The 23116-nt window shown below is 50.7% G+C and carries 26 protein-coding genes, 1 tRNA gene and 1 pseudogene; 12 read left to right on the forward strand and 16 right to left on the reverse strand.

Annotated features, from left to right (window positions below):
- Positions 1-629: 629 nt before the first annotated feature.
- Positions 630-1778: a radical SAM family heme chaperone HemW gene (gene hemW, locus ACEW81_RS05985; RefSeq protein WP_373532058.1), complete on the reverse strand. Its 1149-nt coding sequence runs from the start codon at positions 1776-1778 to the stop codon at positions 630-632.
- A gap of 69 nt (positions 1779-1847) precedes the next feature.
- On the opposite strand from hemW, the gene ACEW81_RS05990 reads away from it, so the two are divergent.
- Positions 1848-2357 (forward strand): cysteine dioxygenase, encoded by a 510-nt coding sequence (locus ACEW81_RS05990; RefSeq protein ID WP_373532059.1) that lies wholly within the window; start codon positions 1848-1850, stop codon positions 2355-2357.
- A 22-nt stretch (positions 2358-2379) separates the two neighbouring features.
- A complete protein-coding gene (locus tag ACEW81_RS05995; RefSeq protein WP_373532060.1) occupies positions 2380-3546 on the forward strand; it encodes an aminotransferase class V-fold PLP-dependent enzyme in 1167 nt (388 codons plus the stop codon).
- Between the two features lie 43 nt (positions 3547-3589).
- Here ACEW81_RS05995 and ACEW81_RS06000 read toward each other — a convergent pair whose 3' ends face one another.
- Positions 3590-4105, reverse strand: coding sequence for a hypothetical protein (locus tag ACEW81_RS06000; protein WP_373532061.1), 516 nt, complete (start codon positions 4103-4105; stop codon positions 3590-3592).
- Between the two features lie 62 nt (positions 4106-4167).
- On the opposite strand from ACEW81_RS06000, the gene ACEW81_RS06005 reads away from it, so the two are divergent.
- Complete coding sequence (locus ACEW81_RS06005; RefSeq protein ID WP_373532062.1) at positions 4168-4551, forward strand: hypothetical protein; 384 nt, start codon at positions 4168-4170, stop codon at positions 4549-4551.
- Positions 4552-4682: 131 nt separating this feature from the next.
- Here ACEW81_RS06005 and ACEW81_RS06010 read toward each other — a convergent pair.
- Together ACEW81_RS06010 and ACEW81_RS06015 are read right to left on the reverse strand one after the other, a co-directional pair.
- Positions 4683-4910: pseudogene (locus tag ACEW81_RS06010) on the reverse strand (4Fe-4S dicluster domain-containing protein); the annotation flags it as partial.
- A 208-nt stretch (positions 4911-5118) separates the two neighbouring features.
- Positions 5119-6519, reverse strand: coding sequence for a glucose-6-phosphate isomerase (locus tag ACEW81_RS06015; protein ID WP_373532063.1), 1401 nt, complete (start codon positions 6517-6519; stop codon positions 5119-5121).
- A gap of 443 nt (positions 6520-6962) precedes the next feature.
- Here ACEW81_RS06015 and ACEW81_RS06020 point away from each other — a divergent pair, with 443 nt between their 5' ends.
- Positions 6963-7451: a hypothetical protein gene (locus tag ACEW81_RS06020; RefSeq protein ID WP_373532064.1), complete on the forward strand. Its 489-nt coding sequence runs from the start codon at positions 6963-6965 to the stop codon at positions 7449-7451.
- Between the two features lie 28 nt (positions 7452-7479).
- On the opposite strand, the gene queG is transcribed toward ACEW81_RS06020, so the two are convergent.
- Positions 7480-8463, reverse strand: coding sequence for a tRNA epoxyqueuosine(34) reductase QueG (gene queG / locus ACEW81_RS06025; protein ID WP_373532065.1), 984 nt, complete (start codon positions 8461-8463; stop codon positions 7480-7482).
- Between the two features lie 112 nt (positions 8464-8575).
- A complete protein-coding gene (locus ACEW81_RS06030; protein WP_373532066.1) occupies positions 8576-8788 on the reverse strand; it encodes a KGG domain-containing protein in 213 nt (70 codons plus the stop codon).
- Between the two features lie 259 nt (positions 8789-9047).
- Here ACEW81_RS06030 and ACEW81_RS06035 point away from each other — a divergent pair, with 259 nt between their 5' ends.
- From ACEW81_RS06035 to ACEW81_RS06050, 4 genes are all read left to right on the forward strand, one after another.
- Entirely contained in the window at positions 9048-9725 is a 678-nt protein-coding gene (locus tag ACEW81_RS06035; RefSeq protein ID WP_373532067.1) for a cyclase family protein, read from the forward strand.
- A 1-nt stretch (position 9726) separates the two neighbouring features.
- Complete coding sequence (locus tag ACEW81_RS06040) at positions 9727-10407, forward strand: bifunctional 4-hydroxy-2-oxoglutarate aldolase/2-dehydro-3-deoxy-phosphogluconate aldolase (protein WP_373532068.1); 681 nt, start codon at positions 9727-9729, stop codon at positions 10405-10407.
- A gap of 102 nt (positions 10408-10509) precedes the next feature.
- Complete coding sequence (gene ilvD / locus ACEW81_RS06045; RefSeq protein ID WP_373532069.1) at positions 10510-12264, forward strand: dihydroxy-acid dehydratase; 1755 nt, start codon at positions 10510-10512, stop codon at positions 12262-12264.
- A gap of 8 nt (positions 12265-12272) precedes the next feature.
- Positions 12273-13172, forward strand: a complete 900-nt coding sequence (locus ACEW81_RS06050) for a sugar kinase (protein ID WP_373532070.1) — start codon at positions 12273-12275, stop codon at positions 13170-13172.
- Here ACEW81_RS06050 and ACEW81_RS06055 read toward each other — a convergent pair.
- Positions 13162-13611 carry a redoxin domain-containing protein gene (locus tag ACEW81_RS06055; protein WP_373532071.1) on the reverse strand — a complete coding sequence of 150 codons (450 nt, stop codon included), beginning with the start codon at positions 13609-13611 and terminating at the stop codon, positions 13162-13164. The two genes, ACEW81_RS06050 and ACEW81_RS06055, sit on opposite strands and share 11 nt — an antisense overlap.
- Positions 13612-13950: 339 nt before the next feature.
- Between ACEW81_RS06055 and ACEW81_RS06060 the strand changes: the two genes are divergently transcribed.
- Positions 13951-14475, forward strand: a complete 525-nt coding sequence (locus ACEW81_RS06060) for a peroxiredoxin (RefSeq protein ID WP_373532072.1) — start codon at positions 13951-13953, stop codon at positions 14473-14475.
- Between the two features lie 203 nt (positions 14476-14678).
- On the opposite strand, the gene rplA is transcribed toward ACEW81_RS06060, so the two are convergent.
- From rplA to rpmG, 6 genes are all read right to left on the reverse strand, one after another.
- A complete protein-coding gene (rplA, locus tag ACEW81_RS06065) occupies positions 14679-15410 on the reverse strand; it encodes a 50S ribosomal protein L1 (RefSeq protein WP_373532073.1) in 732 nt (243 codons plus the stop codon).
- A gap of 76 nt (positions 15411-15486) precedes the next feature.
- Positions 15487-15912 (reverse strand): 50S ribosomal protein L11, encoded by a 426-nt coding sequence (gene rplK, locus ACEW81_RS06070; RefSeq protein ID WP_373532074.1) that lies wholly within the window; start codon positions 15910-15912, stop codon positions 15487-15489.
- 137 nt (positions 15913-16049) lie between these two features.
- Positions 16050-16778 carry a transcription termination/antitermination protein NusG gene (gene nusG / locus ACEW81_RS06075; RefSeq protein ID WP_373532075.1) on the reverse strand — a complete coding sequence of 243 codons (729 nt, stop codon included), beginning with the start codon at positions 16776-16778 and terminating at the stop codon, positions 16050-16052.
- A gap of 22 nt (positions 16779-16800) precedes the next feature.
- On the reverse strand, positions 16801-17079 hold the full coding sequence (gene secE / locus ACEW81_RS06080; RefSeq protein WP_373532076.1) for a preprotein translocase subunit SecE: 279 nt from the start codon (positions 17077-17079) through the stop codon (positions 16801-16803).
- A gap of 75 nt (positions 17080-17154) precedes the next feature.
- Positions 17155-17227 (reverse strand) — tRNA-Trp (locus ACEW81_RS06085).
- 258 nt (positions 17228-17485) lie between these two features.
- Complete coding sequence (gene rpmG, locus ACEW81_RS06090) at positions 17486-17650, reverse strand: 50S ribosomal protein L33 (protein ID WP_373532077.1); 165 nt, start codon at positions 17648-17650, stop codon at positions 17486-17488.
- A 358-nt stretch (positions 17651-18008) separates the two neighbouring features.
- Between rpmG and coaD the strand changes: the two genes are divergently transcribed.
- Genes coaD through ACEW81_RS06105 form a run of 3 tightly spaced genes read left to right on the forward strand, consistent with a single transcriptional unit; the run spans position 18009 to position 19415 of the window.
- Entirely contained in the window at positions 18009-18503 is a 495-nt protein-coding gene (gene coaD, locus ACEW81_RS06095) for a pantetheine-phosphate adenylyltransferase (RefSeq protein ID WP_373532078.1), read from the forward strand.
- Positions 18503-18760, forward strand: coding sequence for a hypothetical protein (locus tag ACEW81_RS06100; protein WP_373532079.1), 258 nt, complete (start codon positions 18503-18505; stop codon positions 18758-18760). The genes coaD and ACEW81_RS06100 overlap by 1 nt, the downstream gene beginning before the upstream one ends.
- Before the next feature lie 25 nt (positions 18761-18785).
- On the forward strand, positions 18786-19415 hold the full coding sequence (locus tag ACEW81_RS06105) for an ATP synthase subunit B family protein (protein ID WP_373532080.1): 630 nt from the start codon (positions 18786-18788) through the stop codon (positions 19413-19415).
- Between the two features lie 138 nt (positions 19416-19553).
- On the opposite strand, the gene ACEW81_RS06110 is transcribed toward ACEW81_RS06105, so the two are convergent.
- The 3 genes from ACEW81_RS06110 to trxB all read right to left on the reverse strand — a co-directional run bounded on the left by ACEW81_RS06110 (position 19554) and on the right by trxB (position 22884).
- Positions 19554-20942 (reverse strand): HD domain-containing phosphohydrolase, encoded by a 1389-nt coding sequence (locus ACEW81_RS06110; RefSeq protein ID WP_373532081.1) that lies wholly within the window; start codon positions 20940-20942, stop codon positions 19554-19556.
- 110 nt (positions 20943-21052) lie between these two features.
- Entirely contained in the window at positions 21053-21772 is a 720-nt protein-coding gene (locus tag ACEW81_RS06115) for a hypothetical protein (protein ID WP_373532082.1), read from the reverse strand.
- Between the two features lie 158 nt (positions 21773-21930).
- Entirely contained in the window at positions 21931-22884 is a 954-nt protein-coding gene (trxB, locus tag ACEW81_RS06120; protein ID WP_373532083.1) for a thioredoxin-disulfide reductase, read from the reverse strand.
- Between the last annotated feature and the right edge of the window lie 232 nt (positions 22885-23116).

A 23116-nucleotide genomic window follows, 5' to 3' on the forward strand; every position in this document is an offset into this window, starting at 1 on the left:
CCGTGATTCGTCATTTGGTTATCCCCTTTTTTCACACACCCTGTTTTCCCTGTACCTGCATAAACGCATGGTTTTTTAATTCGGTGCTATTGTTTTAAACAATTGAAACAATTTGATTTTATCCAATTTAATAAAAACACCGGCCAAATGGCCGGTGATTGAAAGAGGAATGTTTCAATGGAAATGGATTAAGGTATCAAGCATGGGGGTTAGAAAACCCGGCCCTGCTTGCGCTTGTATCGACTGTTCATCGAGAACCTCCCGGTTATGATTGAATTAAATTGAGTGTTAGAAAATACTGGTCAACTTATCCCAGGCACTTTTGAAAAAACCTTTTTCCTCAGCGGGCGGCTCTGGAGATGGCCGACCTGCACCACTGGAAGACTGCATCGCCTCCCGATGAATTTGACCTGCCTTATGAACCGTTTGATTAATTTGAGAGCCTTTTTGCTGATTCGGGTTGATTGGCCTTGGCGGAAAATACCCGCCCGGCCCACTTGCCGCAGAAACCATATATCCCCCTATATCCATCACCCAACCGCTCATTCAATTGGTTAAAAAGAGCGGCGTCCCATAAGTTCCCTGTAATCGCATAAAAACAAATTGGGCTGCTTTTGTGCCTGCTGAAATTAAATGCCGGTTAAAAAATCTGCCAAAATGGCGTTGCTCACTGGAATGGCGGACTCTTTCAAAATGAGCCAGCCCTCTTGCAATTCCAGATACTGCCCTTGGTATTTTTTTAAAACATCGGCATATTTTTCTTTAAAATCAATCTCAAATTCTTGCTCCAAAGTGTGGAGATGAATGCCTGAGGATTTTCTCAGCCCAAAAATAATGGCGTTTTCCAGCTTTTCGCTGGGTGGGCAGGCCTGGCTTTCTCCGGCCAACGGGTTTGCCAAATACTGCGTTAAATCCCGCACGTTTTCGTAGCGTAAATTTTGCCAGTAGCCATGCGCCGCTACGCCTAACGCCAAATAATCGCCATTGTTCCAGTAATTTAAATTATGACGAGACTGGCACCCCGGCTTGGCCAAATTGCTGAATTCATAACGCTGAAACCCGGCTTCCCTCAAAGACTCCAGCCCTTCAAAGTACATGGCCACCACCGCGTCTTCTTCCGGCAACTGGTACTGGGCTTTGGCCGCTCGCAAGGTGGTCAGTTTTTCCAGCGGGGTATTTTCCTCCACCTTCAACCCGTACATGGACACATGCTGTACATCCAGCAAGGCTGCTTTTTGCAAGGTTTCCCGCCAGGATTGGGGCGTTTGAGAGGGAATCCCATACATTAAATCCAGCGAAATATTGTGCCATCCGGCTTGTTTTAAAGAGACCAGAAAGGCCACAGCCTCTTCTGCGGTGTGTAAGCGGCTCAACTTTTTGAGTTCCACGTTGTTTAAACTTTGCACCCCCACACTCACCCGGTTAAAACCCACCGCCAAGTAAGCGGCAGGACTATCCGCCATTTCAGAATAATGAGCGCCGGGGTTGGCCTCCAAAGTAATTTCCGCATCGGGGGCAAAAGGCAAATAGCGGTTCAACTGCTGAAAAATTCGCTGATAGGCCTGCGAAGAAAGTAAGGAAGGTGTCCCACCCCCCACATACAAGGTTTGAATGCCTTGCGGGAAGGAGGACAGATCGATATCCGCGAAACGCAGCTCAATTTCCCGGCAAAGCGCCTCAACGTAGGCCTCTTTTCCGCCATACTTTTCAAGCACCACGTAAAAATCACAGTAAACACAGCGAGATACGCAAAAGGGAACATGCAGGTAAATAAACATAGCCCCCCTATTCTATCAGAGGCCATTCAATGGCAGGACTTACGAAGCCTTTGGCTTTGAGCTAAGATAGTGAACATTAGCAACGCATTCGCCAACACGGTAACCACTGCCATGATCAACTTGCAAGCGCTTAAACAGTTCAAAGAAACGCATTACACCCGACATCTGGTTTTCAAATCCAGCAATGTGGAAATACTGGTGGTTTGTTGGCGACCGGGGCAAGGCAGCCCCATTCATGGGCATGGCCCCTCGGATGGGCTGATGCTCATTTTAGAAGGGGAAATTGTGAACACCAGCTACTGTGCCGATGGCAAGAAAATTACCACCGTGTGGCGGGCTGGGGATGTGGGCCATACCCCGGTGGGGGATCGCCATGAAGTGAAAAATACATCGGATCAGGATGTGGTCAGTTTGCATATCTACGCGCCGCCTTTAAACCGGGAACTGCAAGGGGCTGATATGGGCTACCACAACAATATTATCCCCAAAGAAGTAGCGCTGCCCGACAGTGTGATTCGTTATTTTCTGGGAACAGCCTGCGAAAAGGTACCGCTGGGAATGATCGATCCCGGCCTGTAAGGTTCAAGCAAAGGATTTCAGCATGCATTATCTGGACAACGCCGCAACCTCCTGGCCCAAGCCCGAGACCGTGTATCAAACCATGGATCAGTCCTTCCGTAGCCTGTTCAGCCCCAAGCGGGGAACGGCCAAGGCCTCCAGAATGGGCGCCAGTCAACTTCAACAAGCCCGCCAAACCCTATCAGAACTTTTCAACATTCCCGCCCCAGAGCGCATTAGCTTTACCAGCGGCGCCACGCATGCCCTGAACGTGGCCATTCAGTCTTACCCCTGGCAAGCCGGTGACGGGGTCATCATCAGCGCCGTAGAGCATCACGCCCTTTCTCGCCCGGTGCGGAAAGTGGCTCGTGAAAAAGGGGTTCAGTTTTTTATTGTCCCCTATACCGACGCCGTTCCCTTTGATTTAGAGGTTTATGAAACCTTACTGAAAACGCATCCCCAAATTAAGCTGGTGGCCACCACCCATGCCAGTAACGTGATTGGCTCCATCCTGCCTGTGGCCGAAATCGGAAAGCTGGCCCATCAATACGGCAAACTGTATCTGGTGGATGCCGCTCAATCAGCCGGGGTGTTACCAGTGGATGTGCAAGCCCAATGCATTGATATGCTGGCCCTGCCCGGCCATAAATCTTTATACGGTCCTCCGGGTATTGGGGCGTTGTATATTTCGGAACGCGTCCAGCTCAACACCTTTATGGAAGGGGGCACCGGCAACGATTCCGGCAAGCATGAAATGCCTTCGCATCCCCCCGATGGCATTGAGGTGGGTACCATTGCCCTGCCCCAAATTCTGGCCTTGGCAGCGGGTGCGCGCTGGGTGCATGAAACCGGGTTGCGTCAAATTCATAGCCACGAAACCGCACTGCTGGATTCCCTGTTAGCGGGCTTGGGGCAAATCCCTGAAATTACGGTGTATGGCCATACGGATACCGCCCATAAAACCCCGGTGGTTTCTTTCAACCTGTTAGGGCAAGATCCCAAAGTGGTGGGCGAAAAGTTATTTGAAACCTATGGCATTGCCTTGCGAGCCGGGTTTCACTGCGCTCCCATGGCTCATGAAGCCATTGGTAGCATTCATAGGGGCGGTACGGTAAGAGCCAGCATTGGTTACTACACCCAGCCCGAAGACGTGGACGCCCTGCTAAGCGCCTTGAAAAAAATACTCACCGAATCGTTGAGTCCTATCTAAAAGAACATCCACGATGGCTTTCAACTGGGCTTTAATACACTGGCTAGCGATTTCGCAATCCGGCCAGAATGTCAGCGTCCCGTTTCCGAATGTGGCTTCGGTACGTCCGGGCTTCGATGGAAATAATCACTTTCAGCAGCAAAGATTCTATCAAGCCCCAAAACCCGATCGCCATTAATAAACGCCAGTCCAGAACACCCGGAAAAATGGTGGGATAAGGTGCTTCCAACATCTGCTGACCCAAGGCTGTAGCCGCCAAACTGGGAATAGAAAACACGAAGACCACCAAGCCTTCAAAAAACGCCGCCGCCTGAGTGATGGGAAACCAGGCACTCATCCCGGCAGGGAAATAGGGGGTGAGCCAATTCAGCACCCACTGAACTGGAAAAACAAAAAACGCCACGCTGGCATCCAAAAAAGGCTGAATAAAAGAAATCAGCTGAAAAAGAGAGCGGGTATCGGCATTTCCCGGTGCAAAAATACGCAGGATAAAGGCAAATAGCAGCAAAAAAGCAATCACAGAAGCAGCCGTGCGAATCAGGGTTCTTAAAACAGGCATATGGGGGTCCTAACCGTTTGGGTATTTGAAATTTGGTGTTTGAAAAATACAGGGTATTGGTATTGATACCCTATCTTAAGCTCAAAACCCTGAAACCGAAACCCCATCAATTTCCAGCAGCCTACAAAAGCGTTCATCACATACAGTTTCAGCGCATAGAGGATATTCTGGTTATGGAAGCGGCAATATCGTTGGGCGTGTGGACCTCCATCGTGGTCAGCAGCATGCTTTTGGTTCCCATCATTCTGGAATTTTGCAAACGCAATTTACCCATTTGCTTCGGCCTGTTTACCACCTTGTTAACCATTTACTGCCTTGCGCCTTATTCGGCAGGGGCCAGAGAAGTGTGGACGCCCATTAGTAAAATTCCGACCGGCTTGGTGCAAACCATTCAGGAATGGATCACGCTGGCCCCGGCAGCACCTGCCAACCCACAGGCCCAATAAACCGAAAAAATGCCTGAGCATAGAATATACTCAGGCATTTTTGTATTGGATGGCAGTGACCTACCGGCAAAATTGAAATAGCCGCCGAAAGGAAACCTGGAAAAATCCTAGCCTTTCAGGGCGCGGGATTTCTCAGCGTTCAAATCGGTGTATTTGGCTTGATCCGCAGGAACTTCAGCGTCCATGTAGATGGCGCTAACGGGGCAAACAGGTTGGCAAGCGCCGCACTCGATGCACTCATCCGGGTGGATGTACAGTTGATTTTCGCCATCGAAATCATAGATACAGTCTACGGGACAAACGCCCACGCAAGCTTTATCTTTAACATCAACGCAAGGTTCAGTAATAACAAAAGGCATAGTAAACTACCTCCAATACATTTTGACTAGACAATTTCATGCTTGAAATGGTGAAAAGTTAAGATAAATAAACTCGTTCGAATATCAGTTGAACTCCATGCATTATAACCGCTTAACTCGGGATGTTTTTGATTTTTCTCAAAGAGCAGCACAACTGTTACGAATGCCGGGGCGCGAAAAATTCAATCTCCCGCGCCTGAAGGAGGGGTCAAACGCCAATGGCGCTCTTCTCTCCACGGGCTTCCGCCACCAGGTTTTCATACCCTTTACGCCCCATTAAGGCGTAGGTGTACTTCTTGGCCAGCTCCACACCGGGCTGATCAAAGGGATCAATGCCCATCAGCGCGCCTGCGATGGCCGTCTGCACTTCCAGCAGATACAGAAGCTGGGCCACATGATAGGCGTCTACCTGAGGCAGGTGCAAGGTCATGTTGGGGCGCTGATTGGCGGTAATACTGGCCCGAGTGGAGTCAAACTCGGCTTGCATCAGCTGGCTCATGGGTTTGCCGTTCAAATAGTTCAAATCCTCAATATCGCTGAACTGGTTTGCGGGAATTTGAATATCCTGAGCCGGTTTGCCAACGGAAACAAAGGTAAACACCTTGTCAAAAGGGCCTTCGTTAAACAGCTGAACCTGAGAATGCTGATCGGTAACGCCCACCGCCCGCACCGGAGTGGGGCCGACATGGACTGTGTTTCCCTGCAAATCAGTTTTCTTACCCAACGATTCAGCCCAAAGCTGCACATACCAATCAGAAACAGAAGCCAGACGGAAGGAATAGGGCATGAATACAGAAATGCGCTTGTCCCGCTCATATAAAGAATACTGAATCAAGGCCCCTTGAGCGGCAGGGTTTTGCTGTAAATCAGGATTTTGAAGCACTTTATCCAAATCCCGAATCCCGTTTTGAATCTCAGCAAGCGACACGCCACACAGCACCGCTGGCAACAAGCCCACCGCGCAAAACACGGAGAAGCGGCCACCCACGTCATCCGGCACTTCAAAAGTCTGGTACTGCTCTTTATCGGCCACGGGGCGAAGGACGCCCGTTTTGGCATCGGTAATGGCAACAATGTGCTCCTTTACCTTTTCGGGGGGAAGCTTCCGCTCCAGCCAGTCCTTGGCGATCATAAATGCGCTCATGGTTTCCGCCGTGGTGCCGGATTTAGAAATCACCACAAACAGGGTGCGCTGCGGGTCCAGCATTTCCATTAACGGATTAATCTGGTCTCCATCCACGTTTTCCACAAAATAATAGCGAGGAAAACCTTGCCGTTGCGCATCGGACAACTGGTTCCAATAAGGGTGCAGCAAAGCCCGCAGCAGGGCATATCCACCCAAAGAAGAACCACCAATGCCCAGAATCACCATATCGCTAAAACGCCCTTTGACGCTTTGAGCGTAAGCATTAAGCTCATCGGCCAGTGCCTGATCGTAACCCAGGTTCAGCCAGCGCTTCCAGCCCCCGGCCTGATCTTTTTCAGCGTACATCTGGCTCACAATATCCCGAATGCGGCCTTCGGAATCCTTAAAAACCTGCTCCAGATTCAGACCGTGCGTTGCGCCTACTTTATTAACGGAAATATTGCCATAATCCAGTTTAATCATGATTGCTTTCTTTCTTAAAAAACTTTAAAAACGCAGTCTGGCCAATCATGGCCAACGTTTTAATATGAGCCTTATCATAACCCAAACAAAATAGAAGAATCCGGGTTAACCACCTTGGTTCAGAATGCAACAGGACTTAGCGCAGAATGAAACAAGCAGATCAATGAACCCCGCCGGGTGTGCGATATACATCAGCGATATCAGGCCCTATCGGTCTTTATTGCTGTTGCAAAATGCCTTGGGCTTGCATTACGATGCCTCCATTCCAATCAATCAAGTTTTTCTATGGTTTCTTCTCATTAATGAATAGTTTGAGGGCCTTTAACAATCAATGCCTATTCATTTTGAGAGGAATGACCCATGACCGGGATCTTCCGCTGCAAAATAAATAGCGACCAAGATATTTTGTAATTTTCCAAGCCGGAACCAGAAAGGGGACGCCCATGCCACTTCAATTTGGCAGTATTGTTCATTTTATTGGCCCAAACCCTAAAGTGCTAGACGCCATTCAACGCAGAAACCCGGATCATTTTTTGCACAAAAACATTATGCGTAACACCGAAGCCCTGTCTCTGTCCGGGAAAGATTTAGTGCAATTTGCCCACCACAAACTCAATGTGCACCCCCCAAAAGCACCGCTGTTAGAAATGCGTTACCCCAGCGAATTGTTAAACAAAATCAGCCGCCAAGGGCGTATTGAGCAATCTCTGTTCTGGGTGGATGCCCATCGAAAAAAAGCGCATTTTGAGCGAGAACTCAATCAACGCCTGGAGGGAAGCAAACTAAACCCCGATCAACAAGCCCAACTTTTTTTCGACTACTATCAGGAAGCCAAGCGGGCTAAAAACGGTAAAGACGCTGACGGCCAGGATATTTTGGAAATCGTGTTCCCCTTTCCAAAGAACGCGGACATTAAAACCTCGGGCCACTAACACACCTCACCCGGCAAGTTCTTGCAATTTAAGTGGGTTCATCCACAGGCTGGCGGTGCGGGGCAGCCATGGCGATATTGCGATGCAAGCCGGCCCGCTTGGTGCGCTTCAGCGGGCTTTTTTGAAACTGCGCCCGAAAGGCCTCCTCATCTAACCCAAGCAGGGCTTCAGCCTGAGGCTTGCGGTTAAGCGGGTGGGGCTGAAAAGCAGGCTCCACTGTGGGCTGGGCAAACTTGATGTTCCAGGGGCAGACATCCTGACAAATATCGCACCCAAAAATCCAGCCCGATAAATTATCCTGAATCGCAGCCGGAAAACGCTCCCCTTTGTACTCAATGGTCCAGTAAGAAATACAGCGGTTGGCGTCTATCACCCCCTCATCCACAATGGCCTCGGTGGGGCAAGCATCGATGCACCGGCGGCAAGTGCCGCAGTGATTGGCCATGGGGGTGGCATCATAATCCAGCGCCACGTTCAGCAACAATTCTCCCAAAAAGAAAAAGGAACCCTGACCCGGTAAAATCACATTGCCATTTTTACCCATCCACCCCAAGCCAGCATTCACCGCCAGTGGTTTTTCCATAATGGGGGCGCTATCGGTTAATGCCCGCCCCTGCAAACCGGGGCATAGCGCTTCAGCGTAAGCCAGCAACGCTTTCAAACGATCTTTGAGTACATAATGATAATCCGTGCCTCGGGCATATTTGGCAATTTTTAAGGCCTGCGGATCGTGTGGGTCATACTCATCCGGGGTAAAGTAGTTCATGGCCACACACAGGATGGACCGGGTTTCATCCATTAAAGAAGCCGGATCCCGTCGTTTGTCGTAATGAGTGACCATCCAGGCCATGTCCGCCTGAAAGCCCTGGCCCAGCCAGGCGCTCAGCCGCTCATCTTCCCCATTCTGGAACGGTTCCGCCGGAATAATGCCCACCTTGGCAAAGCCCAGTTGCAGGGCTTTTTCTTTCAGCAGGCGGGTCAATTCAGCAGAAGCTGGGGCGGGTGAAGTCATTCCCTTATTTTAATATGAGCCCGGTCATAGTACACCCTGTGCGGGTCACCAAAGCCGTAAAAAAGGGCACCGAAACCGATGCCCTTTTCTTCCCCCCGAAATATGAATGGCTTTACTGGCTAGGTGTTTGAGCGGATGTGCGTCCCCGGCCACTGGCTTGTCCGCCTTTGCGTCCAGCCGCAGCCGCTTCTTCCGGTGTGAACTCGTGAGCGGTGCCTTTCTCATGGGCGGCACGGCCGCCTTTACTGGCAATTTCGCGCTGTTTGCTGGGGTCCATGGAGGCAAAGCCTCGTTTGCTGGTTCCGCTGCCTTGTTTGCTGGTCATTGTTTCCTCCCGTGCGTGCTTTAAAAACAGAAGTAACATTACTCTGTCTGTTTCATAGTCCGCAGTAGTCTTGAGGCTATTATGCGACTGCCCGGTATATATTTCAATCCGCCAAACGGCGAAACTGAACCGGACAACCGTCTAATTTTTTAATCTCAAAAGACAGGGTACCGCTCGCCTTTTGATCGACGAAAACGCTGGCCTCCGCTATGATAAGCGCAAGCGTCCCGCCCCCCAAATTAAATAAAGATACCCGACCATGACCCAACCCATTCTGGATATTTCCATCCCCATTTCCCACCACATGATTTGCTGGCCGGGCGACCCGCCGGTAAGCGTGGAACGAACGCTGGATGTTTGCTGCGGCGATCCGGCCACCGTGTCCTTTTTAAAAATGGGTTCTCATACCGGCACCCATGTGGATGCCTTTTCCCATTTCAAAGCAACGGGAAAAAGCTTAAGCACGATGGATTTATCGCCCTACATTGGCCCTGCGCTGGTGGTAGAAATTGAAGACCCCGAAAAAATCACGCTGGGAGAGTTACAGCGAAATCCGTCGTTTCTGGATTTACGCAAGGCGGAACGGGTGCTGTTTAAAACCGTCAATTCCGCCAGAGAGTGGTATCAGCAGCCGTTCAACGAGCATTTTTGTCACCTCAACCCCCACGCCGCCGATTTTTTAATTGAACTGGGCGTAAAGCTCATTGGTATTGACTACCTTTCGGTAGAGGCTTTCCACGCCAAAACCCTGTATCAGGCGGAGGCCCCCACCCATCATCGCCTCATGGACGCCGGGGTTTACATTTTGGAGGGGCTGAACCTGAAAGACGTAAAGGCCGGTTGGTATGAACTGATTTGCCTGCCCATGCGCCTTGAAAACGGAGATGGCGCACCTGCCAGAGCCGTACTAAGACCCACCAGCCCATTGAAAGCGTAATATGGACATTGACATTGAATCCCAGCCGCTGAGACGAGAAAAAGCCCTGCAAACACTGGGGCAAGAAAAACTGATTGGCATTGTTCGCACCGATTCGGCCGAAAGCGCCATTTGGACCAGTGGACTTTTGATTGATTGCGGCTTTCGGGCCATTGAAATTCCTTTTACAGTGCCCGAAGCGGTGGATGTGATTGAGGCCTTGACCGAAACTTACCCCGACGCCCTGATTGGGGCAGGCACCGTGATGGATTTGGACACCTGCTATCTGGCCCTGTCCGCCGGGGCCGAATTTGTGGTGTCGCCAGCGCTGGTGGAAGCCCTCATTCCCTTTGGGCAGACCGAAGACATTTTGGTGCTGCCCGGTTGCATGACCCCCACCGAAATCTGGAGAGCCACGGAGCTAGGTGCTCTGGCCGTTAAATTTTTTCCAGCCCAATGCGCGGGGGGCGCGGATTTCATTAGTGCCATCAAAGGCCCCATGCCGCAAGTCAGTATCGTGCCCACCGGCGGCATTCAACTAGCGCATGTGTCAGGCTATCTAAAATCAGGGGCGTTGGCCGTGGGAGTGGGCGGGCCCTTGATTCCCAAGCACTTAGTGACCAAACGAGACGAAGCCGCCTTGCGGGAACTGGCCATGTCCTACCTCAGTCAGGCTCAGCCCCCGATGGATCGTTCCGTTTGAGCGCCCGTTTGCAGCATACAAAAATAAAAGCGTGGCTCGCCTAAAACAGCCCAGCCTTCGCACCAGCAGTTAAAAGATGAACGATTTGGAGCCGTCCACACCATGAACCCCATCAACCCCGTTAGCCAGCAAGGGCGGCAACAATCACCCGAGGCGGACTCCCTACGGATGGGCTGTGGCTGGGGCAGACAGGAAACCGATAAAGCCTGGATTCTGGTGGAAACCACCCACGGGGACTCTCACCCCGGCTCTATTCATCTGGGAGAACTGGCCCAGTTTGTGGACAAGGGCATTATCAGCGTCGGTGGCACCCCCGCCCATTACACTTGCACCGATATTTGTGACGGTATCGCCCAAGGCACGGCCGGACAGCATTATTCCCTGCCTTCCCGTGAAGTGATGGTGATGGCCTGTGAAATGCATGCCAAGGCCGGACATTTTGACGGGGCCGTGTTCCTTTCGGGCTGCGACAAGTCCCTGCCCGCCCACCTGATTGCCATGCTCCGGCTGAACCTGCCCGCTCTGGTGGTGCCCGGCGGGGTTATGGAGGCAGGCCCGGAAGGCTTTACCCTGGAAGGCGTTGGCACCATTTACGCCCAAAAACGCCGGGGCGAAATAGATGAGGCCAGCTATGAATTTTTGCGCTCCGGGGCCTGCCCTTCTGCGGGATCTTGCGCCTTTTTTGGCACGGCGGCCACCATGCAGCTGCTGTCAGAGGCCATGGGCCTGGCTATGCCAGCCACGGCCTTAATTCCGGCCCACTTAAACGCCTTAAAAGACGCCGCCCGTCAGGCCGGAAAACGGGTATTTGAGCTGATTGCGGAAGACTTACGCCCCCGCCAAATTTTCACGCAAGCGGCTCTGGAAAACGCCCTGATCGTGCATGCGGCCACCGGCGGCTCCACCAACGCGCTCATCCATTTGGCGGCCATGGCCCGAGAAGCGGGACTTCAGTTTTCTTACGAGCGTATTAATGAAATCAACCAGCAAGTGCCGTTTATCCTCAATTTAAAGCCCTCTGGCAAATTCACCTCCGATAAAATCTGGTACGCGGGCGGGGTTTACCGAATTTTAAAGGAACTGAAGGGCTTTTTAAATCTGGATGCGCTAACAGTGACCGGCCTTACGCTGGGGCAAAATCTGGAAGTACTTGAGAAAACCGGCCATTTTATAAACATGCCTCATTTTTTAAGCAACTATGGGGGAAAACCCGAAGACCTCATCCGCCCAATTCACAATCCGCTGAGGCCGGAAGGTGCCATTCGCATTTTAAAAGGCAATCTGGCCCCGGAAGGCGCCGTGATCAAAACCTCGGCCCTGTCTGCCGAGATGCGACGCTTTCGAGGCAAGGCCAAAGTGTTTAACAATCAGGATGATGCCCGTGAAGCCGTGCTTACTGGCAAAATCCATCCGGGCGATGCCATTGTGATTCGCTACGAAGGCCCTGCCGCCACCGGCATGCCGGAGCAATTCTACATTACGGAAGCCATCGCTTCCAACCCCCTGCTGGCCACCAGTACGGTGCTGATTACAGATGGCCGCTTCTCCGGGGCGACCCGTGGCCCCGCCATTGGGCATGTGGCACCCGAAGCAGCCCGTGGCGGCCCCATTGCTACGCTGAACGATGGAGATTTACTGGAATTTGATCTGGACACGAACGCTTTGAATATAATAGGAATGAATGGGCAAGAACTGCCCACCGACGACCTGGATCGCATCATGCAAGATCGTCGGAATCAGTTAGAGAGAGCAGATCAAAAGCCCTCACCCCGATACCAGAACGGGCTGTTGGGCTTGTATTGTCGCTATGCCTTGTCAGCAAGCGAAGGAGGCGGATTATCGACATCATCTCCATAGGTGAAGCGATGCTGGAACTCTCCTGCGAAGGGGATCTCCAAACCACACGGGCCTTCACGCGCGGCTTTGGCGGCGATACCTTAAACACGGCTGTCGCTGCGACCAGACTGGGTTCCAAAGTGACCTATATTACCCGCATGGGCAACGATCCCTTTGCCATGGCCCTTCAGGAAATGATTTTAAAAGAAGGCATTCAGATCTCGCCCAAGCGCCCCACCCGAGGCACCACCGGCCTGTATTTCGCCGCCGTGGATAGCGAAGGGCAACGCGACTTTGTGTATTACCGCCAAAAAAGCGCCGCCACCTTGCTGTCGCCAGAAGACATTAGTGTGGACCTGATTAAAAGCAGTAAAGTGGTTTACTCATCGGGCATTACCATGGCCATTTCCGATAGCGCCCGCCAAGCGACCGTCAAAGCATTTACGATAGCCCGTGAACACGGCATTATGACCGCCTTTGACCCCAACTACCGGGAAGGTCTCTGGCAAAGCGAGGAAAAGCTGGTCGATGCCCTAAATGAAATTTTGCCACTGGTCGATGTGTTTCTGCCCTCCTTTCCCGATGACACCGCCAGCATGATCAACTTCAACAAGCCGCAACAGGTGGTCGATTACTTTTTGTTTAAGGGCGTGAAACTGGTGGTGGTTAAAGTGGGGGCCCAAGGCTGCTATTTGGGCTATAAGCGAGAAGTTCAACACATCCCGGCCATGTCCATCAAAGCCGTTGATACCACGGGAGCCGGTGACGCTTTTAACGGTGGCTTCCTGCACGGACTTTGCACCGAGGAAAGCCTGCTTAACTGCGCCAAGCTGGGCATTACCACCGCCAGCCTCAAGGTCCTCAACCGAGGCTCGGCCATTGCCATGCCCTCCAAAGAGGCGGTTTACAGTCGGGCCTTCAGCTATTAAAAGCCTGTAAAACCTGTTGTGGGCTGGCCTGCTTTTGGGCGAACACAATTTTTTTGCGGGCATCCAGCCCATACACCGCTCGGCCAGTTACGAATTTAGGCACCCACGCCGCTTTATAAAAGGTAGATTGCCGACAACACTGGTCAAACAACAACGGGAAAGAGACGTTCAGCCGTTGCCCCAAGTGAAACAGCTTTTCCCAATTGAGGCTACAAAGCGCCAAAACCTGCACATTGGCATCCAAAAATTGCGAATGAGCGTCCCGGTAGGATTGCAGCAAAGCCAAGTCTTCTTTCAGCCAGTCGGAAGCAAAAAACAGCAGCACGGTCCCTTTTTGATTCGCAAAATCGCCAAGCCCCACACTGTGAGCTTGATGATCCAGCAGCCGAAAATCAGGCACCATGGCCCCAATAGGCAGCAAAGTAGTGGGTAAAAACATGCCAGCAAGCCATCCAAATCAACAGGCGTCATCACAAAACGCTTTCAAACTCTAACATAGTCTTGAGGGGCCACGGTCGTCAACTCAGTCCAGCAATTTTCTCAACCCAAGCTAAATTTTCAAAGATGCCATTCTCAAATGATCAGTCGCATCTGAATTCAGCCAACACCCTTTAAAAGAAGCCGAGCATACCCATTGAGAACCTTCATGCCCTTAAAATCCAGCAAGGTGGCACTTTAAAGTATGAAGCCTTAAAAGTGCGGCTTGAAAACAGAGGGCTTCAGGCATACAATAAGGCCATTGTTATTGTCTGGTTTATCATCATAGGAGATTGTACAAATGGTTGCACAAATTGGCAAACAAGCGCCTGAATTTACAGCCGCCGCTTTCCACGAAGGCAAAATCACCGAAGTTTCTTTGAAACAGTACAGCGGCAAATGGGTCGTCCTGTTTTTCTGGCCCTTGGACTTTACCTTTGTCTGCCCAACTGAAATTCAGGGCTTCAACGACAAAAAAGCCGAGTTCGACAAGCTGAACGCCCAAATCATCGGCGCCAGCGTAGACAGCGTTCACTCCCACAAAGCCTGGAGCGAAGGCGCGCTGGGTCAAATGAACTACCCCATGGTTTCCGATATCAACCACCGCATCAGCCGTGACTATGGCGTGTTGCTGGAAGATAAAGGCATCAGCCTGCGTGGCTTGTTCCTGATTGACCCCGATGGCGTTCTGCGTAGCTACCTGGTCAACGATTTGGCCGTAGGCCGTAACGTGGATGAAGTCATCCGCTTGTTGCAAGCCTTCCAGTCTGGCGAATTGTGTCCAGTAGGCTGGAAACCCGGCGCTCAAACCCTCGGCAAAGCCTAGGTTTTACACTTAAAAAATAGTTTAAAGGCTCGATAGCGTCCGTTATCGGGCCTTTATTCTGTTCTTCATTTTTCCTTCACTCACACAGACCATTAGCCGTTCTCTTTTAACAGTAAGCCATCCAGACTACTCAACCTCCCAAACACAAAGAAGCCTCTTCTTAATGCGGAAGAGGCTTCTTTCAGTTGAAAAATTATTAAGATTTAGTTGGCCAGATAATCCCGAATCTCGACACTCAGCTTGGAAGGATCCAGCTTGATGCTAGGCCCCATGGTGGAGGTCAGATAAATGGATTTCACATAGGTGCCTTTAGCGGCGGCAGGCTTGGCGCGCAAAATGGCATCGTACAAGGTGGAGAAGTTCTTCAGGATTTGCTCTTCGGAGAACTTTTTGCCTTTACCAATGGCGGTGTGCACAATCCCTTGCTTATCAGCCCGGAATTCCACTTTACCGGCTTTCACTTCTTTAATGGCCTGAGCCACATCGAAGGTAACGGTGCCAGTTTTGGGGTTGGGCATCAGGCCCTTGGGACCCAACACTTTACCCAATTTACCCAACAATGCCATGGCATCGGGGGTGGCAATCAAGACATCAAAATCCAACCAGTTTTCTTTTTCCATTTTTTCTACCAAATCTTCGCTACCCGCGAAGTCGGCGCCTGCGTTTCTGGCTTCGTTTACTTTTTCGCCTTTGGCGATAACAGCAACACGAACCGTTTTGCCGGTGCCTTCTGGCAGAACAACGGTACTACGAACCTGTTGATCGGCGTGTTTAACGTTAATCCCCAAACGAATGTGGGTTTCAACGGTTTCATCAAATTTAGCATGCTCCAGCGCTTGCTTTAAGAGGGAAACACCTTCTTTAATACCAACAGGCTGGGTGGCGGCACCCATAATTTCCTGAAAGTGCTTTTGGCGTTTGGATAATTTGGCCATTTTTTCAACTCCTTGTGGTCAGGCAATTGCCGAGGGCAATCTTCCACATTGATGACTAACAAATAACGAAAGGGGATTAAGCTTCGCAGGTAACGCCCATGCTGCGGGCAGTACCGCGTACCATTTGCTCGGCAGATTCGGTGGTGTGAGAGTTCATATCGGCCAGCTTGATGTTGGCGATTTTGGTCACTTGTTCAGCGCTCAACGTGCCTTTTTTCTCGGTGTTGGGCTTGCCTGATCCTTTGGGGATACCGGCTTCCTGAGTAATCAAAAACGCGGTAGGGGGCGTTTTCAATACAAATGTGAATGAACGGTCTTCATAAACGGAAATCTCAACCGGAATAATTTGACCGGTTTTGTCAGCAGTTTGCGCGTTGTACTGCTTAACGAATTCCATAATGTTAACGCCGTGCTGACCGAGCGCTGGACCCACCGGGGGAGATGGGTTGGCTTTGCCTGCGGGCAGTTGCAGTTTAATTTTACCGGTTACCTTTTTAGCCACTGGAACATATACCTCCAAAGATATTTAGGGAAAGTTGAATATGAATGTAGATCAAAAAAGAATTTTGATCCACTGTTTGTGGTTTCGCCGAAGGGCTTATTTACCAAAGACTTTGAAAAAGTCTCAAGCAACCCGACTTAGTGAGATTTTTGAACCTGGTTGAAAGCCAGTTCCACCGGGGTTTCTCGGCCAAAAATAGAAACGGAGGCTTTCAAGCGTTCTTTTTCCGGGTTGATTTCGGTGACAGTCCCTTCGAAATCAGCAAACGGACCGCTGACAATCTTGACCACTTCGCCGACCTTGAGATCGATTTCGATTTTGGCCACCGTGGCGCCAGGCCGTTGATCTTTCAGCAAAATGCGCTTGATTTCAACGTCTTTAGCGGGAATGGGTTTTTTCTGAGAGCCGACAAACTTGGTAACACCCGGCGTATGCCGAACCACATACCAGGAATCGTCATCCATTAACATTTCTACCAGCACATAGCCTGGGAAAATGCGCTCTTCTTTTTCAGTACGCTTGCCATCTTTAATTTTGGTGACGGACTTTTGAGGCACTTCTACCCGAAAAATTTTGTCGCCCATGTTCATAGACTCAATTCGGCGTTCCAGGTTTACCTTAACCTTGTTTTCATGCCCCGAATAGGTGTGCACAATGTACCAGCGACGCTTTGGCGGGCGCTTGGCAGTAGTGGCCGAATCTGCGCTAACGCTGATGGACTTGTCCGAATTTTTCTCAGACAACACCTTCACCCGGTGGTCTACGGAGCTGGGCTGCGGCTCATCCTCGTCGTCCAGGTCGCTGGCATCAAGCTGGTCGGCTTCCAATGCGTCAGAGGGAATTTGATATTCTTCTAAAAGGTCCATGTCAGTTTCCTGTAGTTCACTTTTAACTGCGATGGGGCGTAATGGCGTTAACAATAAAGTGGAATGTAAAATCCATCACAAACAAGATCAGGGTCATTATACTTACAACCGCCAACACCACGATAATTTGCCCGATAATTTGCTGGGTGGTGGGCCAACTGATTTTGGTCCACTCGGTGCGGACGCCCTTGAGATAAGTGGTCAATTGTTCCATAGGTGAGCCTGTCGCCTGTTGCGGGTGGGACTTTTTCCCGGAGGAGCCGGGCGTTTTTGAGGTGCTGGCCGATTGTAAACTCGTCATCTGAAGGATTTTAGACTCCTGGATAGACTGATGGGCCCGCTATGGTTGTCCCTCTGAAAGAAAGGAACTAAAAATCGCGCCCTGGAGGACTCGAACCCCCGACATTCGGTTTTGGAGACCGACGTTCTACCAACTGAACTAAGGACGCATATCATGGAATAAGGTTGCCTTGACTTGTGGACAAGACCCATCAATGAAACCAAACGCTAGAGGCATTGTATTTTAAGAACACTCTGAGTCTGATTTCCCTGACGAGACGTGGAACATTGTAGTCTGAAAGTACAAAGAAAAGAAGGCCCTGCCAAATTTGAAACATGATTGCTAGCCAAATTTACAGGATGCCACTCAATCAAAACAAAAAGTCATTGAATAAAAAGAGGCTCTGCATTGAAATTGGCCTGAAGTGCTAGCGTGTTTCTCTGTGGACAGTGTGACTGGTGCAGCGAGGGCAGTATTTTTTAAGTTCTAACCGCTCATTGACCTGATTCAGCCCTTTTTCTGTAGAGTAGTTCCTTTCGGAACAGTCTGCACAGGCTAAAATGATTTTCTTTTTTTTCTTTGCGTTGCCCATTTTTTAATAACCAATGGTTCTTTTGTGGATCGAGATGATAGCCCTAACCCATTCCAATGTCAACGCAAAGAACCCAGGATGCGGGAACTTTTCTTTACTTTTATCTTCTTCCGTATCTAAATCTTAAGTTATCTTAAGTTACCTTAAGAACATCAGCAACGAAGCAGATCACAGCCAAGCGATCTCGCTGAGAGCCTCTCAAACCTTTTGCTTTGCTGGATCAGTCGTAAACTTTTCTTACAAATGTACTCAACTCGTTGTTTATTAACTTTTCCATATAGTAAACTAACTCTTGTCTACAGAGAGCTTGCCCCAGATTTCCAGAGGGACAAGACCTTCCCAGGAGAGTTTTGAGGCAGTGACCATCGCGGTTTATCCAGGCAGTTTTGACCCCATTACATTGGGGCACGTGGATATTGTGACACGGGCCAGCCAAATGTTTGAGCGCGTGATTATGGCCGTGGTTAAAAATCCTCAAAAAAAGCCCAACATAGAAATTCAAGCGCGGGTACTGTTAGTAGAGCAAAGCCTGCAACACTTACCCAATATACAAGTTGAATCTTTCGAGGGATTGACGGTGGATCTGGCCAAGGCTCACAATGCAAAAATCATTATTCGAGGCCTTCGTGCCGTTTCAGATTTTGAAAATGAGTTTGCCATGTCTCAAATGAACAAACGACTTTGCCCCAGCGTGGAAACCCTCTTTATGATGGCCGGACTGGAATACCAGTTTCTGTCTTCCAGTATGACCAATGAAGTGGCTCGGCTGGGCGGCAGCATTGAAGGACTGGTACCGGAGAACGTTCGCGCGTATTATAAGTCTCAGCGTCCTATTGAAAAGGCGGGCGGCTGATGATTGAGCGCAGCGACGCCATGAAAATCATGGATCAACTTGAAGCTCAGATGATGAAAAAGGGCTGGCCGGTGCCGTTAACCCCTTTTTATCTGGTGGATCAGGAGAAAGTGGTCATGCTGCTCGATCAACTGCGGGTTTGCCTGCAAGATGAAATGGATGCCCGCTTTATCAAAGCCTTTTCAAGCGCCAGCGAGGCGGAAGCATTACTTTATCAGAAGAAGCCAAAAAACCAAGGAAAGGAGAGAAGCCATTAATACTTTTGCCAGAATGATTGAGCGCATGGAAGACTTCATTCTCACAGGAATGGGGATTCCGTTTACGCCTTTTACCATTGTTAACGGTGAAAAACTGGTGCCTCTCCTGGATCGCATCCGGGAAAACCTGCCTGCCGAAGTGCAACAGGCCCAGCGGGTCCTTGATCGCCGGGATGAAATTGTGATTGAGGCCCAAGCCAAAGCCAACCAGATTCTTCAGGATGCCAAAAAGCAATCTGAGTTTATGCTCAGCGAATCTGAATTGCTGCGGGCCGTTCATGAAGAGGCAAACCGCATTCGCCAGCAAATTACCATGGAGCTGGAAGCCATGCGTAAAAAGGCATTTGAAGAAGCAGAAGCCGCACGGGCTCAGGCTTACGAAGAAGCTGCCTCCGTTCGGGGTGGGGCAGATCAGTATGCCGAAGCCATTTTGGGCAGCCTGGACAAAAGTCTGGTGGAATTCCAGTCGGTGGTTCGCAATGGACAACGCCACCTCAAAAAAGTTCGCATGGATGCCGCCCAGCAAATGCCGCCCGCTTTGGCTCCCAATTACGGTGCTTATCGCCAGGAGCCAGCCCATTCGGCCAATGAAACTGCCGCCAGTGGCACCTATGCTCAGGAATTTTTGAAACAAACCACGCTAAGTAACACCTAACAGGCAAACGGCCTGTCAGGCAATACACTTTTCTTCTTACATCGTTTCTGCGCACTTTGATGAAAATCAAAGTGCTTTTTATTGAGAATTAACCCGCAAAAAAGCCGCTAGGGCGAGCCTGCTCTGCTTTCTGGCAGTCTAACGAATCAGCACTTCACTGCTCAGAACCACTTTACGCAGCAAATTTACCAATTGATTGTCATACAGCGTCATGCGGCCTTGCCCAATGACGGGCAGCGCATCCATTGGCTCGTGGGCGTGGGTGCGGTAAGGGCGATGCGAGGTCAGGGCGTCAAATACATCGGCCAAGGCCAAAATACGGCCACCAATGGAAATTTCAAAACCCTTACGGTTGGCCGGATACCCTTTTCCATTCATACGCTCGTGATGCTCACTGACCCACAGGGCAATGTTATCAAAGCCAGGCACCGACTTTAAAACCTCTTGGCCTGCCACGGGATGATCCCGGATGATGGAGCGCTCATCGGCCGTAAGCGGGCCATTTTTCATGAGCAAATGAATGGGCGTTCCCAAATGTCCAATATCAATCAGCATACCCGCCATGGCCAGCTCACCGCATTGTTCACGATGAATGCCCAGAGATTCGGCCAACGAGGTGGCGAAATCGGCAATTCGACGAGAGCGGCCCCCTTTATACAGCGGCATTAACGAATCGGACAAAGCGCCCATAGCCCCTACAATGCTCAGCAAGGTGGAGCCGCCCATCAACATGGTGCGCTCGGGAAGCAGGCTACGAACCATGGTCTCCACTTCCAGAGAGGCGATCATCCGCAAAAAGTCTTCATTCACCGTAATCATTTCCCGAAACACCTGAACCACGGATTGATCAAAGCGACCTGGGGTTTTAATTTCCATAAAATTTTCCAGGGCCAGCCGACGAGAGGTGAGTCCGGAGACTTCTTTTGTACAGTTTTCCAGAACCCCTTCCACCACATCGGCAAACGCCAAAATACGGCCCCCAATGGGGATTTGCTCTTCAGTGAGGCCGAAAGGATAGCCCGATCCATCGCAAAGCTCGTGATGGGTAGCAATCACGTCCGCCACATCGTCTGAAAGGTGAACCTTGGCAATAAATTCCCGAGCGGCCAAAGGATGCTGATGGAAAATATTGTACAAATCCCCCGAAAACGGGCGCTCGTGAGGAGAGCCAATAATGCGGGCGTTCACCAGCTGATGGCTCTGGAACAGTTGTTTTTCAGTCATTCCGGGAGGCAAGTGGGGGTAAATGTCCGATACCATACGGGCAAGGCCAATATCGTGCAGCAGGGCCGCATAAACAATGGAGGCCACTTCCCGACCGGGCAAAGCCATCAGCTTGGCGATAGAGCCCGCAATGACCGCCACCTTCAGTCCCGTCCGCATGGGGCGGCCTTCCAGCAAATCCATGGCCTTAGAAGTTGCCACCATTAAATCATTAATGCTGGGGAGTTTTCCCTGATTATGCCGCACCCGCTGCGGGGTTTCCGGGCCACGAAAACGCTCGGCCACTTCCGAAAAAACACCCAAGGCGTATTTCCTTTTCCACGCTGACAGTTCTTTCTATTCTAGTACATGGAAGGCCCATGCAAAAGCGGCAAGCGCAAATTCATTGAAAAAGCATGCGACTCAGCGCAAAATCAAGCGGATCGCTCAGCCTCTTTTTTAGCCTTTTTTTCGTCTTCCTTAATCCACTTTTTATACATCTTGTCAATACTCTTCCCCTTGGGATCTTGAACCATTTTTGCAGCCAGCAGCGCCAACCGGATACCCCCAATCACCATCATGGTGGTCGGAATGGTTACCGCCATCACTGGCGATCCAATGGCGAAAATGGCACCCACTACAGCACTAATGCCCATATCCCACCAAACCTGGTTGCTGCCCAAATATTCCTTGGTAGTATCCCAACCCACCTTCAAGCGAGTACGTTCCGAGAAGGGTGTGTATTTAGAAGCAGGCTGCGGCGCAGGGCTATTCGCCTCCGCCTGCGGCTTAGCAACGGCCTGCTCTTCAGAAAGAGCGCCGACTTCTCCCACAGAAGCAGGAGCGGCAGGGGCGGTCACACCCCCAGTTGCCGGGGGAGACTGGGCATTGGCATCACTGGGCGACTCACCCAAAATCTCCTTAGCCAAGCTTTGATACAGATCAGCATGTAACTTAAATTGCTCAATTTTTTGTTTCAAAATATCAGTATTTTGCTTTAATAAAGCAGCCAATGGGTCTTGGACGGTAGGCGTTTCGTGGGTTTTAGGGACTTCTAAGGGCGTTTCGCCTTCACCCACCACAAATTTGGGTTGCGCTGGCTGGGGCGGACGACTGGGTAAAGTGGGATTGGGGCGCTGGGGATTGATGGACATGGCAAGGCTCCTTATAAAAGAGATCGATCTGGGCAGATTAAAACGAAACCCATCCAAAAGTTGCACATTCAATAATAATTCTCAGGCCACTTCTGATCCTAAACAGAGCAAAGCCGAACATCCAGAGGGACATTCGGCTTTCCATTAAAATAAAACGCTTAGACCGAGGCCACGCTCATTTCCAACGCTTCCAGATACTTTTCAGCGTCCATGGCAGCCATACAACCCGTACCCGCCGCCGTAATGGCTTGCCGGTAATGGTGATCAATCACATCGCCGCAGGCAAACACGCCTTCTACGTTGGTGCCTGCCGTTCCGGGCTTCACCTTCATGTATCCATTGGCATGCAAATCCAGCTTGCCCTCAAAAATGGACGTGTTGGGCTGGTGACCAATGGCCACAAACACCCCCTGGGTAGGGAATGACTTCACTTCATCGGTTTTCAGGTTTTTCAGGGTCACAGAAGTAACCCCGGTTTCTTTGCTGCCTATAATTTCTTCCACGGCCGTATCCCAAATGAATTCGATTTTGGGGTTGGCAAAGGCCCGTTCCTGCATGATTTTGCTGGCCCGCAAGCTGTCCCGGCGGTGAACCACCACCACTTTGGAGCAAAAGCGGGTCAGGAAGTTGGCTTCTTCCATGGCCGTATCGCCGCCGCCTACTACCAGTACTTCTTTATTGCGGAAAAAGGCCCCATCGCAAGTAGCGCAAGAGGAAACCCCATGCCCCAGCAACTTTTGCTCGGATTCCAGGCCAATCCACTTGGCGGAAGCCCCGGTGGCCACAATCAGGGTATCGGCGGTGTAGGTGCCATCATCGGCCACCACTTTAAAGGGGCGCTTGCTCACATCCACTTCGGTGACGGTGTCGTAAATCACCTGGGTGCCAAAGCGCTCGGCCTGAGCCTGAAATTTTTCCATCAGCTCCGGGCCCATAATGCCTTCGGGAAAGCCGGGGAAGTTTTCCACATCGGTGGTAATAGTCAGCTGGCCACCGGGTTGCGTTCCTTGCAAAACCAGCGGGGCCAGATTGGCGCGGGCCGCATAAATAGCAGCGGTCCAACCAGCGGGGCCAGACCCGATAATAACAACCTTATGATGATTCTCAGCCATAATAATAATGCTCCATGGGGGGATAAAAGCTTTCAACAAAGGGATCTTATCACAATGCCCTGGCTTGCCGCTTGCCTGAACCCGCCCCCGCATTCTTCATCCATTGCGTTGATGAAGTTATCTTAAACTCAGCCAGAGCAAAGCCCGCCTGTCAGGGTGTTCCCCAAAGCCCCTATAAATAGAGGATTTGAGGAGATGTAAAGCCTTTGTATATTAAGATGTGTTACCCAAA

Source organism: Vampirovibrio sp., assembly GCF_041737375.1.
In the GTDB taxonomy this organism is placed as follows: Bacteria; Cyanobacteriota; Vampirovibrionia; order Vampirovibrionales; family Vampirovibrionaceae; genus Vampirovibrio.

What these genes read in the sequence shown, in the direction of transcription:
- hemW (WP_373532058.1), bottom strand. Translation starts at nt 1,778, where the DNA reads ATGTTTATTTACCTGCATGTTCCCTTTTGCGTATCTCGCTGTGTTTAC.
- ACEW81_RS05995 (WP_373532060.1), top strand. Translation starts at nt 2,380, where the DNA reads ATGCATTATCTGGACAACGCCGCAACCTCCTGGCCCAAGCCCGAGACC.
- ACEW81_RS06000 (WP_373532061.1), bottom strand. Translation starts at nt 4,105, where the DNA reads ATGCCTGTTTTAAGAACCCTGATTCGCACGGCTGCTTCTGTGATTGCT.
- ACEW81_RS06015 (WP_373532063.1), bottom strand. Translation starts at nt 6,519, where the DNA reads ATGATTAAACTGGATTATGGCAATATTTCCGTTAATAAAGTAGGCGCA.
- ACEW81_RS06020 (WP_373532064.1), top strand. Translation starts at nt 6,963, where the DNA reads ATGCCACTTCAATTTGGCAGTATTGTTCATTTTATTGGCCCAAACCCT.
- queG (WP_373532065.1), bottom strand. Translation starts at nt 8,463, where the DNA reads ATGACTTCACCCGCCCCAGCTTCTGCTGAATTGACCCGCCTGCTGAAA.
- ACEW81_RS06030 (WP_373532066.1), bottom strand. Translation starts at nt 8,788, where the DNA reads ATGACCAGCAAACAAGGCAGCGGAACCAGCAAACGAGGCTTTGCCTCC.
- ACEW81_RS06035 (WP_373532067.1), top strand. Translation starts at nt 9,048, where the DNA reads ATGACCCAACCCATTCTGGATATTTCCATCCCCATTTCCCACCACATG.
- ACEW81_RS06040 (WP_373532068.1), top strand. Translation starts at nt 9,727, where the DNA reads ATGGACATTGACATTGAATCCCAGCCGCTGAGACGAGAAAAAGCCCTG.
- ilvD (WP_373532069.1), top strand. Translation starts at nt 10,510, where the DNA reads ATGAACCCCATCAACCCCGTTAGCCAGCAAGGGCGGCAACAATCACCC.
- ACEW81_RS06050 (WP_373532070.1), top strand. Translation starts at nt 12,273, where the DNA reads ATGCTGGAACTCTCCTGCGAAGGGGATCTCCAAACCACACGGGCCTTC.
- ACEW81_RS06055 (WP_373532071.1), bottom strand. Translation starts at nt 13,611, where the DNA reads ATGTTTTTACCCACTACTTTGCTGCCTATTGGGGCCATGGTGCCTGAT.
- ACEW81_RS06060 (WP_373532072.1), top strand. Translation starts at nt 13,951, where the DNA reads ATGGTTGCACAAATTGGCAAACAAGCGCCTGAATTTACAGCCGCCGCT.
- rplA (WP_373532073.1), bottom strand. Translation starts at nt 15,410, where the DNA reads ATGGCCAAATTATCCAAACGCCAAAAGCACTTTCAGGAAATTATGGGT.
- nusG (WP_373532075.1), bottom strand. Translation starts at nt 16,778, where the DNA reads ATGGACCTTTTAGAAGAATATCAAATTCCCTCTGACGCATTGGAAGCC.
- secE (WP_373532076.1), bottom strand. Translation starts at nt 17,079, where the DNA reads ATGACGAGTTTACAATCGGCCAGCACCTCAAAAACGCCCGGCTCCTCC.
- rpmG (WP_373532077.1), bottom strand. Translation starts at nt 17,650, where the DNA reads ATGGGCAACGCAAAGAAAAAAAAGAAAATCATTTTAGCCTGTGCAGAC.
- ACEW81_RS06100 (WP_373532079.1), top strand. Translation starts at nt 18,503, where the DNA reads ATGATTGAGCGCAGCGACGCCATGAAAATCATGGATCAACTTGAAGCT.
- ACEW81_RS06105 (WP_373532080.1), top strand. Translation starts at nt 18,786, where the DNA reads ATGGAAGACTTCATTCTCACAGGAATGGGGATTCCGTTTACGCCTTTT.
- ACEW81_RS06115 (WP_373532082.1), bottom strand. Translation starts at nt 21,772, where the DNA reads ATGTCCATCAATCCCCAGCGCCCCAATCCCACTTTACCCAGTCGTCCG.
- trxB (WP_373532083.1), bottom strand. Translation starts at nt 22,884, where the DNA reads ATGGCTGAGAATCATCATAAGGTTGTTATTATCGGGTCTGGCCCCGCT.